This window comes from Dellaglioa sp. L3N, assembly GCF_054941095.1.
In genome coordinates, this window is the sequence record NZ_CM142928.1 from 1,201,606 (window position 1) to 1,216,342 (window position 14,737).

Annotated in this window: 14 protein-coding genes and 1 other RNA gene; 3 read left to right on the forward strand and 12 right to left on the reverse strand. The window is 34.6% G+C overall.

Annotated features, from left to right (window positions below):
* Positions 1-16: 16 nt before the first annotated feature.
* The 9 genes from dltB to ACVPPR_RS06090 all read right to left on the reverse strand — a co-directional run bounded on the left by dltB (position 17) and on the right by ACVPPR_RS06090 (position 10,269).
* Positions 17-1,213: a D-alanyl-lipoteichoic acid biosynthesis protein DltB gene (gene dltB / locus ACVPPR_RS06050; RefSeq protein ID WP_462303892.1), complete on the reverse strand. Its 1,197-nt coding sequence runs from the start codon at positions 1,211-1,213 to the stop codon at positions 17-19.
* Complete coding sequence (gene dltA / locus ACVPPR_RS06055; protein WP_462303893.1) at positions 1,213-2,742, reverse strand: D-alanine--poly(phosphoribitol) ligase subunit DltA; 1,530 nt, start codon at positions 2,740-2,742, stop codon at positions 1,213-1,215. Before dltA ends, dltB begins: the two co-directional genes overlap by 1 nt.
* A 14-nt stretch (positions 2,743-2,756) precedes the next feature.
* Positions 2,757-2,906, reverse strand: coding sequence for a teichoic acid D-Ala incorporation-associated protein DltX (locus ACVPPR_RS06060; RefSeq protein WP_462303894.1), 150 nt, complete (start codon positions 2,904-2,906; stop codon positions 2,757-2,759).
* 268 nt (positions 2,907-3,174) lie between these two features.
* Positions 3,175-4,617, reverse strand: coding sequence for a sensor histidine kinase (locus ACVPPR_RS06065; protein WP_462296935.1), 1,443 nt, complete (start codon positions 4,615-4,617; stop codon positions 3,175-3,177).
* A complete protein-coding gene (locus ACVPPR_RS06070; protein WP_462296936.1) occupies positions 4,617-5,342 on the reverse strand; it encodes a winged helix-turn-helix domain-containing protein in 726 nt (241 codons plus the stop codon). Before ACVPPR_RS06070 ends, ACVPPR_RS06065 begins: the two co-directional genes overlap by 1 nt.
* A gap of 130 nt (positions 5,343-5,472) precedes the next feature.
* A complete protein-coding gene (locus tag ACVPPR_RS06075; RefSeq protein WP_462303895.1) occupies positions 5,473-6,087 on the reverse strand; it encodes a cadmium resistance transporter in 615 nt (204 codons plus the stop codon).
* 26 nt (positions 6,088-6,113) lie between these two features.
* Positions 6,114-7,556 carry a hypothetical protein gene (locus ACVPPR_RS06080; RefSeq protein ID WP_462303896.1) on the reverse strand — a complete coding sequence of 481 codons (1,443 nt, stop codon included), beginning with the start codon at positions 7,554-7,556 and terminating at the stop codon, positions 6,114-6,116.
* Between the two features lie 2 nt (positions 7,557-7,558).
* A complete protein-coding gene (locus ACVPPR_RS06085) occupies positions 7,559-9,805 on the reverse strand; it encodes a transglycosylase domain-containing protein (protein ID WP_462303897.1) in 2,247 nt (748 codons plus the stop codon).
* Between the two features lie 140 nt (positions 9,806-9,945).
* Positions 9,946-10,269 (reverse strand): ArsR/SmtB family transcription factor, encoded by a 324-nt coding sequence (locus tag ACVPPR_RS06090; RefSeq protein ID WP_462296940.1) that lies wholly within the window; start codon positions 10,267-10,269, stop codon positions 9,946-9,948.
* 150 nt (positions 10,270-10,419) lie between these two features.
* Between ACVPPR_RS06090 and ACVPPR_RS06095 the strand changes: the two genes are divergently transcribed.
* Both ACVPPR_RS06095 and ACVPPR_RS06100 read left to right on the forward strand, forming a co-directional pair.
* Positions 10,420-11,154 (forward strand): peptidylprolyl isomerase, encoded by a 735-nt coding sequence (locus ACVPPR_RS06095; RefSeq protein ID WP_462303898.1) that lies wholly within the window; start codon positions 10,420-10,422, stop codon positions 11,152-11,154.
* 73 nt (positions 11,155-11,227) lie between these two features.
* The gene (locus tag ACVPPR_RS06100) at positions 11,228-11,554 is read left to right on the forward strand and encodes a heavy metal-binding domain-containing protein (RefSeq protein ID WP_462296942.1); all 327 of its coding nucleotides are present in this window, start codon (positions 11,228-11,230) and stop codon (positions 11,552-11,554) included.
* Between the two features lie 49 nt (positions 11,555-11,603).
* Here ACVPPR_RS06100 and ACVPPR_RS06105 read toward each other — a convergent pair whose 3' ends face one another.
* Both ACVPPR_RS06105 and ACVPPR_RS06110 read right to left on the reverse strand, forming a co-directional pair.
* Positions 11,604-12,182 carry a TMEM175 family protein gene (locus ACVPPR_RS06105; RefSeq protein ID WP_462296943.1) on the reverse strand — a complete coding sequence of 193 codons (579 nt, stop codon included), beginning with the start codon at positions 12,180-12,182 and terminating at the stop codon, positions 11,604-11,606.
* A 251-nt stretch (positions 12,183-12,433) separates the two neighbouring features.
* Positions 12,434-13,063, reverse strand: coding sequence for an NAD(P)-dependent oxidoreductase (locus ACVPPR_RS06110; protein WP_462303899.1), 630 nt, complete (start codon positions 13,061-13,063; stop codon positions 12,434-12,436).
* Positions 13,064-13,186: 123 nt separating this feature from the next.
* On the opposite strand from ACVPPR_RS06110, the gene ssrA reads away from it, so the two are divergent.
* Positions 13,187-13,557, forward strand: a transfer-messenger RNA (tmRNA) gene (ssrA, locus tag ACVPPR_RS06115).
* Between the two features lie 328 nt (positions 13,558-13,885).
* On the opposite strand, the gene ACVPPR_RS06120 is transcribed toward ssrA, so the two are convergent.
* A complete protein-coding gene (locus ACVPPR_RS06120; RefSeq protein ID WP_462303900.1) occupies positions 13,886-14,692 on the reverse strand; it encodes a Cof-type HAD-IIB family hydrolase in 807 nt (268 codons plus the stop codon).
* Positions 14,693-14,737 lie beyond the last annotated feature (45 nt).

Below are 14,737 nucleotides of genomic sequence, written 5' to 3' on the forward strand. Positions count from 1 at the left end.
TCCTTTTATTATTCATTTATGAAAAAAACAGTTTATCTAAAAATCCTGAAAAGATTAAAAAACTAAAACAAACGACATTAAACGTAATCACGATTGCTAGAATTTCAGTTGCTTTATTACTTGGAATACTGGCTTTATGCTTCTTCTTAAATCTTAGCCAAGTATCATTGATAATAATGGCAATCGCGTGAAATAAACCATATACGATGTAATACCATGTGACCCCATGCCAAAATCCCATGAGCAAGAACAAAGCAAAATAGCCAACGGCTGCCGTCTTTATCTGATTTTTAATTAATTTATGTTTCATCATGAAAAAAACTAATCTCATGTAAACATAATCACGGAACCAAAATGACAATGTCATATGCCAACGATTCCAAAAATCTTTAATGTTGTGTGAAATAAAGGGTCTATTAAAGTTCATTGGTGTTTCAATTCCCATAAAGTAACTGATACCAACCGCAAATAAACTATATCCGGCAAAATCAAAAAACAAATCCATACTGTACGTGTACATATAGCCAACAAGTGCCCACGATATACCACCATCTATTAACGCCATATGTGCAACATGTGGTAATAATATTGTTCCAAAAAAGTATGCTAATAGAAATTTATATAGAAAACCTAGAAAAATGTAATAAACACCTTTTTGTAGCATTTCTAGATACTTGTCTCGACTCGGAACACTTTGATAATCCTTGACGAATCTTCTATATCGATCAATTGGACCCGATGAAATTGTTGGAAAGAATAATAAGAATTGTAAGGTTAGCATCAAATTAAATGCTTTAATACTACCATCACGCGATTCCATAATCATTTGAACAACTTTAAATGTCAGGTAACTAATCCCTAAGAATCCCAATATTGAAGGAATTCCATCATTAACTGCTGGTGTAATCTTGACGATTGATAACGGTGCTATCGCCAAAAGAACCGCTACAATAAAGACCCAAGTTTGATTATACTTTTTACGATAGGACATGTATAACCAAATTATTAAAATTTCAAAAATGACATACAAAACTAAATGAAATCCTTCTTGAAACTTTGGACCACCAAAAATTAAAAAGATAAATACTAACGAGACAAGCGTTTCATAAACTCTGAATCGCTTTCCGCAAAGTAAACCAACAATAATTGGCATGAAAAAAATTATCAGATATAAAAAGTACATTGGATTGACATAAGGTTGAAATGAAACCATTAGGCATTTACCTCATTTATCAATTTTTTCCGATCAATTTTTCCATTTTGAGTTAACGGTAGTGTATCAACATAGACAAACCTTTGTGGAATCATATATGACATCATTTTATCCATTAAATCCTTTTTAATTGCTGCTGTCAATTCGGTATCCCTTTGAAAAGGATGCTCTTTTTGTACAATATAAGCAATCAGTTGCGAAACCTTATGATCCTTATTGTATTTTGGAATAGTAATGGCTTGCTTCACAAACATATGCGAAGACACATAATGGTCAACTTCTTCTAATTCAATTCGGTAACCATGCAGTTTAACTTGAAAATCGATTCTACCTCGATATAAAAGTAACCCCTCAGCCGATTTAACTACTGCATCCCCTGTTCGATATGCAGCCTTGCCATCCATTTTAAAGAAGGCACTAGCCGTTTTCTCAGGATTATTGAGATATCCTTTTGAAACACCAGGTCCAGCAATAATCAACTCGCCCTCGTCTCCATTTGTAACTATTTCATTTTCTGAATTAACGACGACCATTTCCGTATCCGTTTTTGAATAACCAATTGGTAATCGTGGATATTCTGCCAAAATTTCATTTGTTATCTCAATACTTGAAACCGCAACAGTTGTCTCCGTTGGTCCGTACAAATTAAATATTTTTGCCTCTGGAAATCTCTGTTTCAGTGCTGCAGCTGTCTTATGCGTCAATTCTTCCCCACAAAATAAAAAGCGGCTAAGGTCTGGCAAATGATCTGCATCAAAAGTTGGCTCTAATAAACAAATATCCATAAATGAGGGTGTCGAAACCCAAACTTGCAAATCTAATGTAGGTAACGTTTGAAATAGTGCCTTAAAGTTATCCGTAACCTCTTGAGGTAAGACAGATAACTTTCCTCCCATTACCAACGTTGGATACACATCCATCACTGATAAATCAAACGAGTATGGCGCTTGAGATAAACTATTGGGCTGTTCTGGTAATGAAAAATCAGTTATCATCCAGTTCACGTAACTTATCAAATTATTATGACTAATTTGAACCCCTTTTGGCTGCCCAGTTGTACCTGACGTGAATATAATATAAAAGGTTTCCTCACCAGATACCTGATTTCTTGGATTAGGTATTTCAACCCCTTGAACATTTTCAGTGATTTTAGCTAATTCAGCTGGCAAAATTACAGGTAGACTGAGCTTAACTTCGGGTAACTCCGCTACTGCTATACAAGCAACTGGTTTCGCAATTTTTTGAATTGATTCCAAACGTTCAGCAGGTGAATGCGAATCAATTGGAATATACGCATGACCGGCTTTGACACTACCCAGAAAAGCAACTAACATATTGAATTTTTGGTTTCCGTACACCATAATTGGCGATTTTTTATCTAAGTTTAAATGAATAATATGTAGCGCTAATGCATCAGATTTTTCTTTTAATTGTTGATACGTGTTTGTCTCACCTAAATTGTTATATACCACACGATCAGGATCAGACATTGCGATCATATCAATTTGCTTAATGACGTTCTTTATCAATTTTTTGGCCCCCTCTAAAATTCATTGTAAATAAAAGTACCATTATTTATTCCTCTATATGAATAGAGATAAACTAACATCGCCAATACGATAAAATAAAAGGCGGTTCGAACAATAAATATAAAAAGATCATTTTCTTTTAAATCATGCCACTTTTGACCCATAGTTAGTTATCACTCCTTATTAAACTCGTTATAGTATTATATATCCTTTTATTAAGATTCAACATTTGACTCTGTCATTTTGGCCTAACAATTTTGTAACATTGTAATAAATGCTATAAAATTAGGATTCCCCTTTAATTAAAAATTAAAATTAGATAAGAATAAAATAACAATTAACTCATCTTCAATTAATTACATCATTCAATTATAAAATAAAAAAGGATAATTTCTGCTTTAATACAGAAATCATTCCGTAATTATTTTTTAATTAAAATTCTTGATCTGGAAATGTCAGCGTAAATGTCGTTCCTTTGCCTTCAATACTTGTCACTTCAACTTTTCCATGATGAAGTTCCATTAATTGATGCACAATTGATAAGCCTAGTCCAGATTCTCCATATTTCGTATTTTTACGAGAAGGATCAGCTTTATAGTAACGTTCCCAAATATTCTTCAACTGATCTTCTGTCATACCAATACCCGAATCAGTTATTCTGAAAATACTTTCGTGATACCCACGTTCAGCTGAAATATGAATCGTCCCCGACTCAGTAAATTGAATGGCATTTTGCGTGATATTGAAAATAATTTGAACAAATCGATCATAATCTGCAAAAACCATGACCGTTTTGGGAACATTTAATTCAATCTGATCATGTGCGGCTACCGCTTTTTTCGTCAATTGTTCAACAATATTATTAAGAACCACAACTGCATCAAAATGACTTGGCGCAAGTGTTATTTGATTTGAGCGAATTTTTTCATAATCTAAATTCTCGTTAACCAACCGAATTAAACGTTTGGTTTCACTTTGCATTAATTCAATACTCTTCCCTTTACTTTCTTCAGGAATTGCGTCATATGCTAATCCTTCAAGCAACCCATTGATGGTTGTTAAAGGCGTTCTCATCTCATGAGCAGCATCCGCCATGAACTGTCTACGCCGGTCTTCTTGACGCTTAATTTCTTTTTCAGACTCTTGAAGTGACGAAACCATGCCATCAAAATCTTGGGCCAAATCATCAATTTCATCACGATGTCCACTTTCAATATGAACATCAAAATTGCCATCAGCAACCATTTTAGTTGCTCGTCTTAAACGATTAATTCGAGATATAGAATATCTCGCTAAAAGATAGCTTAAAATAATTCCAGCAATCACAGAAACAATAAAAGCGATAACCAAGTTTCGGGTCATTTGACTCATATTTGCTCGAATATTTGACACATTAGAGCCAACCGATATGACCGCATATAACTTACCATCATAGAAATAAGGTTTCAAAATATCTGTCATGCTAATTGCTTTAATATCCGTTTTCAACTGTCTATTCGTGTGTGGCGTACGATGAACCACCTCACCTTTTTCCAATTTTGCCCACTGTTCAGCTGTTATATTAGCTTGTACCGCATTAGCAGGATAGATAATTTTAGATTTCTTTGTATAAATAGTAAACCGGACATTCTGCGTTTTTAAAATTGATTCTGCATTTCGTAAATTGTTTAAATTTAGATTAAATTGGGTTTTTGAACCAATTGTTTTTAAAGCCATTGATTCCGACATTAAACTATCTGAATAACCTTCCAATTGGGTCCAGGTATTCTTATAAACCATGTCACTTGTAAAATTTAAAAATAGAACACCAAATACAATAACCAATGTGATAATAACGGCAAAGAAAGCCAACATCTGTTGGTAAAGTAACTTCATTAGCGACCAACTCCCGAATCATCAAATTTATAACCAACACCCCAAACTGTTTGAATCACTTGGGGACCCACTTTTTCAATTTTTTGACGTAACTTTTTAATATGGGCATCGACCGTTCGCTCATCACCGAAAAACTCATAATCCCAAACTAATTCTAATAATTTTTCACGAGAGAAAACTTGTTTAGGCTTATTCGCTAATGTCTTTAATAAATCGAATTCCTTTGGTGTTAAATCATCAATTAAAATATCCTGTAAATACGCTTCTCGACGAGCTGTACTTAATTTAAAATGAGCCGTTTCGATATCAAAATGACTATTTTCGTCATCTTTTTCATCATCAGTCCCAACACTAGGTTTTTCTGCGCGACGGTGCAGAGCTTTAATTCTAGCAATTAGCGTAATTGGACTGAATGGTTTTGTTACATAGTCATCTGCGCCCATTTCTAGCCCAAGGACTTGATCACTTTCAGTATCACGAGCCGTTAAAATGATAATCGGCACATTAGCTGAAACTTTTCGAATAGTAGCACTCACTTGCATGCCATCCATCCCAGGTAAATTTAAATCGAGTGTAATAATATCCCAACTATCAGGATCCTCATTGAACATTGCAACAGCGTCATTACCATCATAAGCGTATTGAACATCCCACTTTTCTTTTTGAAAAAACATCGACATCATCTCAGAAACTGCCTTGTTATCCTCTACCATTAATAATTTCATATTATCCCTCTTCCATTTTCAACTTAACTATCAAATTGAATTTTTTCTAACTTTGAACGGTCTTATTCGATTATAATAATTAGTTTATCTAAGAAATGTTAATATTTTTAGTCTTTTTTCATAATTTAGTTTAAAGAAATGAAATTAATTTAGCAAAAGTCCCATTTTCATATACAATAGATAAACCTAGGAGGATATATACCGCCGCTGTAATCCAACGACCATATTTATCAAAGGCTTTAGCAATCAAGGGGATTTTTCCAAAGAAATAACCCATGATACAAAATAAAGTCATCATAAAGAAAAATGTAATTAAAACAACAATCAACTGATTAGTTGTTAATGTAACAAAAAATGGTACATAAATACCAATATTGTCAGCACCACATGTAATAACAGTTATTGTCGCGACATCGATAATAATTCTTGCCTTTCCATTCACATGTAGTTGGCGATCAACCGATCCTTCGCCATCATCCTCATCTGTAACGAGCACCATAATCCCCATTATAATTGGAATAAAGCCCAACAAACCTAGTATCCATGGTTCTGGTATCAATCCAAGCACAAGACTAACAGTTAATGCCGTGCATACTAAAATTGTGGTTCCTAAAATATCACCTAAATAAACATACGTAAACGCTTTTGATTTTTTAAGTCGTCCAAATACAATCATCAAGATAACTAAATAATCAATACTCGTGGAAATATATGCTGTGACGCCAGAAAGAATTATTTTCGTCATTTTTTTCGCCCCTAATCTATCACTATTTATTCGATAATTGTACGATCCGCTTTTTTATTTTGTTCAGTATCAGCACTTGGACTAACTACTGCTGAACTACTTGCATTTGAACTACTTTCACTACTTGCTGATGCACTCGATTCTGAACTTGCCGATGACTCTGATGATTCACTAGAAGCACTTGATTCATCAGCTGAGCTGGATTCGGCTTTTTGAACTGGTTTACTCAAAGTTCCTGTATTTGAACCCGAATGCGCTGTATTGGCAGCCGTTCCATTAGACCTTATCTGTTGGATGATGACCTTTAATTCATCCGTTCGTTTAAGCAAATTACCTTTAGCTGGTTCTGATAATACAGCTCTTGTTTGAGCCCATTTCTGAACAAATACAATGTCTATATCATTTTTATCAGCCCATTTTTGTGCGTCGGACTGAGATGTAAACTCAGGAATTTTTATGTAATCTTCCGCTTGCTTTTCTTCAGCTTTTTGTTTTATTAATGTATTAGTCAACGTTTTATTAAGTGCAATCAAATCTTTGTCCGCTTGTTTTTTATTTGAAAGATCTTTTTTATAGTTATCAAATACGCGGTATTGTTCCGTTTGCTTTGCCAAATTTTTGGCAATCGCTTTTTCAATTTGGTTCAAAAAAGCCAAATTATTCCACGAATAGTGCAATTGGCTTACGGCAGACGTATACGTATCTAATTGCTGATCTGTACTTTTTTTCAAAATTTCTACGCTACCTGATACAGAATCATAAGTTGCCGTCTTCATCACAATCGTCATTATGCCATTGATTGCCACTGCATCTTTTGCCAAATTTGTTTGAAGTCCATAAATGCGTTTAGCAAACCCGTCTTTATTGGAAGAATTAATCAATAATTGACTAATATACTCAAATTGTGCATGATTCAATTTTTGAATCGTTTTAGGTGTCACGCTCACTTTAAGTGTTTGATTATCATGTTTTACAAATAGATCTTGATATAACAAATTAACTTTCACTTTTTTTGCTAAATTATCATACTTTGTTTGATACTCAGCACGTGAATCAACAGAAATATTCGATAATACTTTAGCTAATTTTGTTATTTCTTTTATGGATGCCTTAGCTGTCAAATCATCTATACGACTATCATAGCTCTCCGCATAAATCTCATTAAATTTTTGTTTAGCCGCTTTTGACTTAGGATTGGCATCATAGAGTGAATCTGGTGTCTGTTTAGCCATCGTCAATTTTGAACGACCATTTTTAGACCAATCAAGACTAATTTGATAACGGTTCACAACCGTATACACACTCCAAATACTCAAGACAATGGTAACAAATAATAACCCACGGAATGCCCATTTCCAAAATTGACGTAATGGGCTATTTTCAGAACGATTCTGTTTAAAAGTTGCTTTGTCTTTTCCCTTAGCAAATTTTCTACCTTTTTTTCCATGACTTTTTGATCTCGGTTCCATTTTTACTCACCCTCTAACGTCTCTTTGGCTGACTTAATCCTATCATTCGCTTTATCCAATTTTTTCTGAGTCGTTGCTAACCTTTTATTGGTTTCTTTTTCCCATGAGCCAATTTTATACGATCTCGGTTTTTTCTGATATGAAGGATCTTCTAATTTAACGGTTAAAGCATCCTTATCCCTTTTTTTAGATAAGTAAGTTTTATATGTTTTAGCTTTTTTTAACTTAATGGCTGCTGGCTCTTTAACACCCAACGCCACCGCTTTATCATTTGGTTCATATTGAGCTGTCAGACCCATTCCTGATAATCGTGTCACCGTTGACGGTTGTGCCCATTCACTATTGTCAGCATCTGTTTCTTTTGAAAAATGTACCATAAGATCACGATACAAATTCACATTTGTCATTGCAGAAGCAGCATCCGTAATATAATGTTTTTTTAGCATTGGCTTATCATAGCCTAACCACATAGAAATTGAAGTTGACTTCGTAAAACCGTTCATCCAAACATCCATATTTGCATTCGCTGGGAACCTTGCCGAAGCCGAGTAGCCAACTGTTCCTGTCTTCATTGCTTGATGTACCCCATCTATTCTCGCGGATGGTGCTGTTCCGCCAGTATTTGGTACACCTTCCATCATTGAAGTCAGCATAAAGGCTGTTGATGCTTTCATTGCCCGTTTTCCCGTTACCGCATAGGTCTTAACACTATTATCTGAGAATTTTAAACTAGTCACGTAACGGGCAGCATGATAGGTTCCGCCATTTGAAACAGCACCATAGGCAGTTGCCATTTGTTCAGTAGAAACATCTAAGCCAATTGCTTGTGATCCGGCTGGCGCATTAGTCTGAGCCATACCTATTTGTGACAAGAATTGTCCGGCTTTCGCACTCCCAACAGCATTTAACGTTCTAATCGCTGGTGTATTAGCTGAAAGGCGTAACGCATTTTGCATTGTTATTGAATTGTAACTCACATTATCAAAATTTTTAGCAACCAAACCAGTTCCTGGATAGCGGTATTCAGTTCCGTCTAATGCATGTGTTGTTGCCCAACCAAAATACTCGATAGCAGGCCCATAATCTAACAATGGCTTAATTCCTGAACCAGATGAACGCTGTGTAGACGTTGCGCGATTGTAACTAAACGCCCTTTTTTGATGACGACCTCCATATTGAGCAACAATATTCCCCGTTTTAGGATTTGTAATCGTAATCGCCGATTGCTCAGTTGAATCTTGATAATATTTTTTGTTATCAGCTGCTTTTTTAACATAGGCATTTTTACTTGGATCAAGTGCCGTTGCAATCTGTAGCGGCGTTTTGGTTAAATCATAACCCTTGGCGCTTACTTGGTCTAACGCTGATGAGACATAAGCATTGTTTCTGAGAATCGTTTTTGTAACAGAAGTTTCCATCCAATGACGTTTTTTTAAATCTTTCGTCACTGGTTCTGCAATTGCCGTTTTATATTGGTCTTTTGTAATGACTTTCTTTTCAAGACCCGTTTTTAGAACTGTATCACGACGATTTTGAACTACTTTAGGATTGGAATATAAATTATAGATGGATGGTGCTTGTCCTAGCCCAGCTATAATTGCCTGCTGACTAATACTCAATTGTTTCAATGTTTTACCAAAATAAGTTTCTGAAATCGTTTGTGCCCCATAAGAGCCCTCACCCAAGCTCATTTTATTAACATAAAACTCTAATATTTGCTTCTTACTATAATTGTGATACAACTGTTGCGCTAAAAAGAATTCTTTAATTTTTCGGTCAACAGTTCGATCTTTATTGCTTGTTGAAAAAACAGTTAGTTTGATTAGTTGTTGCTCGATACTCGATCCACCTCGAACAGTCCCCTGCCCTGTAGCTGATTTAACAGTCGAAAGAGCCGCATTTAATAAGCCAGATGGCGAAAATCCGGCATTTTTATAAAAAGTTTGATCCTCAGTTGATAATAAGAGATTACTATACGTTTTTGGAATATCTTTTGACTTAACATAGACCCGCTTGTTTAAAGCTGAAGACCAAATTAAATTGCCATCCTTATCGTACATATTTGAACTTGCATCTGACGTCAGCTCTTGACTTGTAACTGTTGGCACAGACTTAATAACCGTTGCAACATAAATACTAACCACGGCTGTTCCTAATAAAAATAAAATAACAACAGTCATCATACTTCCGAATAACCAAGGATGACGATGACGCCATTTTATTTTTTCCGTCATTTTTCGTTTTTTCATTAGGCCATCTCCGGTTCTATGGCATCATTTATATCGTTCATTATGATATGTTCCAGTTGTTCTATGTATAACCCCAATTTTCCCCATTCAACTCTGTTAGTGCTAAACATAAATATACCCCCATAATAGTTACTCAATGATTATTTTTTTTGATGTCGCAAAACATGACTAACGTGCTTCAATGTTTGCGTTAAAATGTTAATAATATGTGGATCTTCAAGTCTATAATAACTAGACTTACCAGATTTTCGCACCGCAACTAACTGATGCTGCTTAAATAATTGTAATTGATGTGAGACAATTGATTGTTCAATATCTAACTTGTCTTTAATTTCAGACACAGTTAATTCTTCTTGTTCAAGCAAGTACATTATTTGCATTCTAGTTGGATTACTGAGTAATTTAAATATTTTTTGGGCTTCAGCTGCATCTTCTTCTGAAATAAGTATCAAGTCATCTTTCAATCGTAAGCCCCCTTTAACGTATGTTAAATATAACATTTATAAGTAACATATTCAATCAGTTATATCCCCGTTCAAGTTAAGACTTGAATAACTTCTAGCTCCTACGTTAAACTAGGGTAATCAAATACATAAAGAAAGTTTGGGGTCACCATGAAAAGCAAAAAAACAATTGGTTTAATCGCATTAATTATCATCATTATTCTTGGAGGAATTGGCTTTTTCTTCTATCATCAAAATACAAAAACGTCTAGTGATTCAGATGAAGCTGCCTCATCAAGTTCTGCATCAAATGTCGCATTACCACAACTCAGCTCAACAGTTACAAAAAAAGAAGCTGTTGTTGAGCTTCAAACAACTAAGGGAAATATTAAGATTAAATTATTCCCTGAATATGCCCCAAAAGCTGTTAAAAACTTCGTTACGCATAGTAAAAAAGGTTACTACAACAATACCCTTTTCCATCGTGTCATCAATGAATTTATGATTCAAGGTGGTGATCCTAAAGGGGATGGAACAGGTGGCGAAAGTATTTATGGTCATACTTTTGGCCCTGAAATTTCAAGTAGTCTCTACCATATCCGTGGTGCCTTAGCTATGGCGCAAACATCAGAACCTAACTCAATTGGTAGCCAATTCTATATCGTTCAAAATAATGAAGATGTCAGCACAAGTGATGACATTCAAGATGGCACACCTTCAAAGATTATTGACGCCTACAAAAATGGTGGTACACCTTCATTAGATGGTACATACACCGTCTTTGGTCAAGTGATCAAAGGGATGGATGTTGTTGATAAAATTGCAGCTGTTAAAGTTAATGCAAGTGATAAACCGGATACCGATGTAAAAGTTAAAACAATCAAAGTCCTTCAAGAAGCAAAATAACCAATTCAAATTATTGGTCTATCATGAATTGACTATGGTATTCTAAAGACATCATTAAAGGGAGGTTTTATCTATGGCAGACAAAATATTAGTGGTTACAACAGAACTTATTCCAGGTAAAGAATATGAAATAATTGGAGAAGTTTTTGGCCTGACAACACAGTCTAAAAATGTTCTCAAAAATATTGGTGCTAATCTTAAAAACATTGTCGGTGGGGAAATTAAAGCCTACACAGAAATGATGACTGAATCACGAGATACAGCCATTGATCGATTACGCGTAAATGCAGTAAACATGGGCGCAGATGCAGTCGTTATGATGCGTTTTGATTCTGGTTCTATTGGTCAAGATATGCAATCAGTTGCTGCATATGGTACCGCCGTTCGTTATATTAACTAATAACGAAAAAAACAGTTTCAACAAAATTATTTTTTGTTGAAACTGTTTTTTATTTATCTTGATAAAAATTCTCAATTAACCGATTAGGTCGAAGCCAAATTAATGGAACCATAAAACAAAAAAATAACACTAACTCTGGCCTGATAAATGCAGAGAGCAATCCACCAATAGAAAAAGATAGTGATATCCAGTTTTTCTTATCTCCTTTGATTGCTTTTGCTAAATTTGATTCAGGTCCGTTTGCTCTAATTAATTCATACGTTAAGACAATATACATTATATTAAATAATAAAAAAATAAATCCATATAAAAACGCTGGCGCAAATTTATCATAATGTTCGCCAACCCAACTTGTCGCAAATGGCATGAAGGACATAACAAACATAAAACTTGTATTAGCGAGCAGTACACGCCCATTAATTTTATCTGCAATCTGGAACATGTGGTGATGGTTATTCCAAGTCACTCCAATTAAAAAAAAGCTTAAAATATAAGCTAAAAAAGTACTTTGTAACGGTATCAAATCTGAAAATTTAGAACCTTCAGGTGCTTTTAATTCTAAAACCATGATTGTCATAATAATAGCCACCACAGCATCTGTGAACGCTTCTACCCTATTTTTGGACATAAAATCTCCCTCATCATCTCTTTATAAATTGAGTATCGCAATATTTAGTTGTTAAATCAAATGAAGACACTTGTATTGTTTAAATCATCAAAATAAGCTTGATAATATTTTATCCACATACGTAATCATTTTTCCAAAACAATCCGAATTTGACCGATACTAAGTTATCATAAGAAAAGCTTAAATAACAGTTACCAAAGAAACCTACTAATTAAAAAAGCCACTTTTTTAAAGTGGCAGATTATTAAACCTTATTGAGAAACAACACTGATTCGTTCTTGATGATGTGAATTTGATTCAATCTCGTCAACTAATGCGACAGCATAATCTGCATAACTTATTTCGCTTTTACCTTGTGAATTTGAGATTAAAATGTCACCAGCTAGTTGATAGTGACTTGTTTTTTTGCCATTAGCATTAAAAAATGCAGCTGGTGAAAGATAGACCCAATCAAAATTTGTAACGTTACGAAGATCAGTTAGGGCAATACGCATATTTTCGGCCGTTGGTTTAGCAGCTTCAGGAAAATCAGGTGTGTCACCAAGTAGCGTTGTTTTTTTTGCATCAATAAAGAGACTACTTGCACCACCCACAACAATAAGTTTGACATTTGTATTAGCTAAAATAGTTGTTAAATGTTTCAATGACGTTTGGTGAAGCTTTTCTTGACCAATTGGGGCATTAAAAGCATCTACAATAATATCAAAATCTGTTAAATCAGTTGTTGTTAATTTAAAAAGATCTTTTTCTAAAAAAGGAACATCTTCCGATAATTTATGCTTATTTCTAATAATAGCAGTAACATCTAAATTGCGAGAAAGTGCTTCTTTTAAGGTCGCCTGACCTTGTTTACCCGTGGCACCAATAATACCAATTTTCATTTTATAACTCCCCTTCTAATTATTAATTCCACAATAGTTGATTGCTATTTTTTTGTCAAAGAATAAGTCAGTAGCTTTCGTCTTTATTTTAACTGATAAATATGGTATGTTTATAGTTGTTATGGGGACGTTCAGGATTCGACAGGTATAGGTTGAGCTTGGATTGCGTTTCGAAGTTTGCGTCTTCGTTAAAACGCTCAGTTAAATTATAACTGCAAAAAATAATAGTAATACTTACGCTTTAGCTGCTTAATAGCGCTTTAACGTAGATCCTCCTAGTATCGTCCATGTGCTAGATCTGGGTCCTAAATTAAGTGGACTTACGCTAACTTCTTCCACCTGGAGAAGTTAGAAGAGACTAATCAGGTTAGTCAGACGTGTTAGCCCTGTTATACGGCGCTACGGCTGGTGAAATTTAAATAGTATAACTATGAACGTAGATGTTTGAGTGGCAATATGCTTGGACGCGGGTTCGACTCCCGCCGTCTCCATTAAATAAAAAAAGTGCTTATAACTTGCTGAAAAGCTTGTTATAAGCACTTTTTTATTTTTTAAAGTTACTATTGCCTCTTCATAGCTGCTGGTGGTCAAAAAAACTGCCACCAGTGATATGATTCTATCACCAACAACAGTTACTACAGAGCCACTATTTGTTCATTAATCTTGGAAAGCTTGTGCGATAAACATAATGGTAAAGCTTATTATCCACAAACTGTTCCCCCAGTATCATACAAGTATGACACCTTCATTATATTAAAGTTCAAAAATATTAACAACAACTATTGTTAAAAATATTTATATAAGTTAGTTTAAACTATTTATTTAGTACTTACCTGCCAGAACATCATCAATTAAATCCAAGACACTATCATCTTCATTTGACCCTATTCGATGGTCTGCCATTTTAACTGCCGTCTCTGATGCCTTAGCCATTGCAAAACTTAGCGGTGTGTAAGCTAACATTTCAGCATCATTATCGTTATCACCGACAGTCAAGACTTCCTCATCTTTAACATCCCACAATTCCTGCAGAGCATTCAGCCCATTTTGTTTCGTAGCTTCCTTAACATTAATATCAATGAAGCCAAACCCAGAAACTTTCGCAACTAATGAATTATCAACGTTTTCTTTCAACTCCACTGCAAATTTCTTATATTCATCGAGCGGTCCATTAATGGTGACTTTAGAAATAATCTTATCAACCTTACTCAAATCCGGTACTTTAACAATATCTGGGTAGTACATGCTAGCCATTTTGACAAATTTTTCAGACTCACCTTCATCGATATAACCACTCTCATCCGTTGAAGCTAAAATACCATAACTTGGTGAAATTTTTTGAACGTAGGCAATCGTTTCTTCATACACCTTTGGATCAATATTGAATGATCTGATGTGGTCATCACCATCATAAATAACTGCTCCATTGTCTGAAACATACCCAATTTCGCCAGAAATAGCCTTAAAAATAGCTTTAATTTTCATAATTTGATTGCCACTTGCGACAACAAAATGAATCCCTTTATTTTTCATTTCAACCATCTGTTGATTAAATCTAACTTCATCAAATGTTTTATCATTTCTTAAAAAGGTCCCGTCTAAATCAACCGCGATTATCTTAACTGTCAAAATAAATTCCTCCACTTATACTTTAATACCTTTATTATACCGTAT

Coding starts and splice junctions, on each gene's coding strand:
- ACVPPR_RS06085 (WP_462303897.1), bottom strand. CDS start 9,805: ATGAAAAAACGAAAAATGACGGAAAAAATAAAATGGCGTCATCGTCAT.
- ACVPPR_RS06075 (WP_462303895.1), bottom strand. CDS start 6,087: ATGACGAAAATAATTCTTTCTGGCGTCACAGCATATATTTCCACGAGT.
- ACVPPR_RS06065 (WP_462296935.1), bottom strand. CDS start 4,617: ATGAAGTTACTTTACCAACAGATGTTGGCTTTCTTTGCCGTTATTATC.
- ACVPPR_RS06095 (WP_462303898.1), top strand. CDS start 10,420: ATGAAAAGCAAAAAAACAATTGGTTTAATCGCATTAATTATCATCATT.
- ACVPPR_RS06105 (WP_462296943.1), bottom strand. CDS start 12,182: ATGTCCAAAAATAGGGTAGAAGCGTTCACAGATGCTGTGGTGGCTATT.
- ACVPPR_RS06110 (WP_462303899.1), bottom strand. CDS start 13,063: ATGAAAATTGGTATTATTGGTGCCACGGGTAAACAAGGTCAGGCGACC.
- ACVPPR_RS06060 (WP_462303894.1), bottom strand. CDS start 2,906: ATGGGTCAAAAGTGGCATGATTTAAAAGAAAATGATCTTTTTATATTT.
- ACVPPR_RS06080 (WP_462303896.1), bottom strand. CDS start 7,556: ATGGAACCGAGATCAAAAAGTCATGGAAAAAAAGGTAGAAAATTTGCT.
- ACVPPR_RS06100 (WP_462296942.1), top strand. CDS start 11,228: ATGGCAGACAAAATATTAGTGGTTACAACAGAACTTATTCCAGGTAAA.
- ACVPPR_RS06070 (WP_462296936.1), bottom strand. CDS start 5,342: ATGAAATTATTAATGGTAGAGGATAACAAGGCAGTTTCTGAGATGATG.
- dltB (WP_462303892.1), bottom strand. CDS start 1,213: ATGGTTTCATTTCAACCTTATGTCAATCCAATGTACTTTTTATATCTG.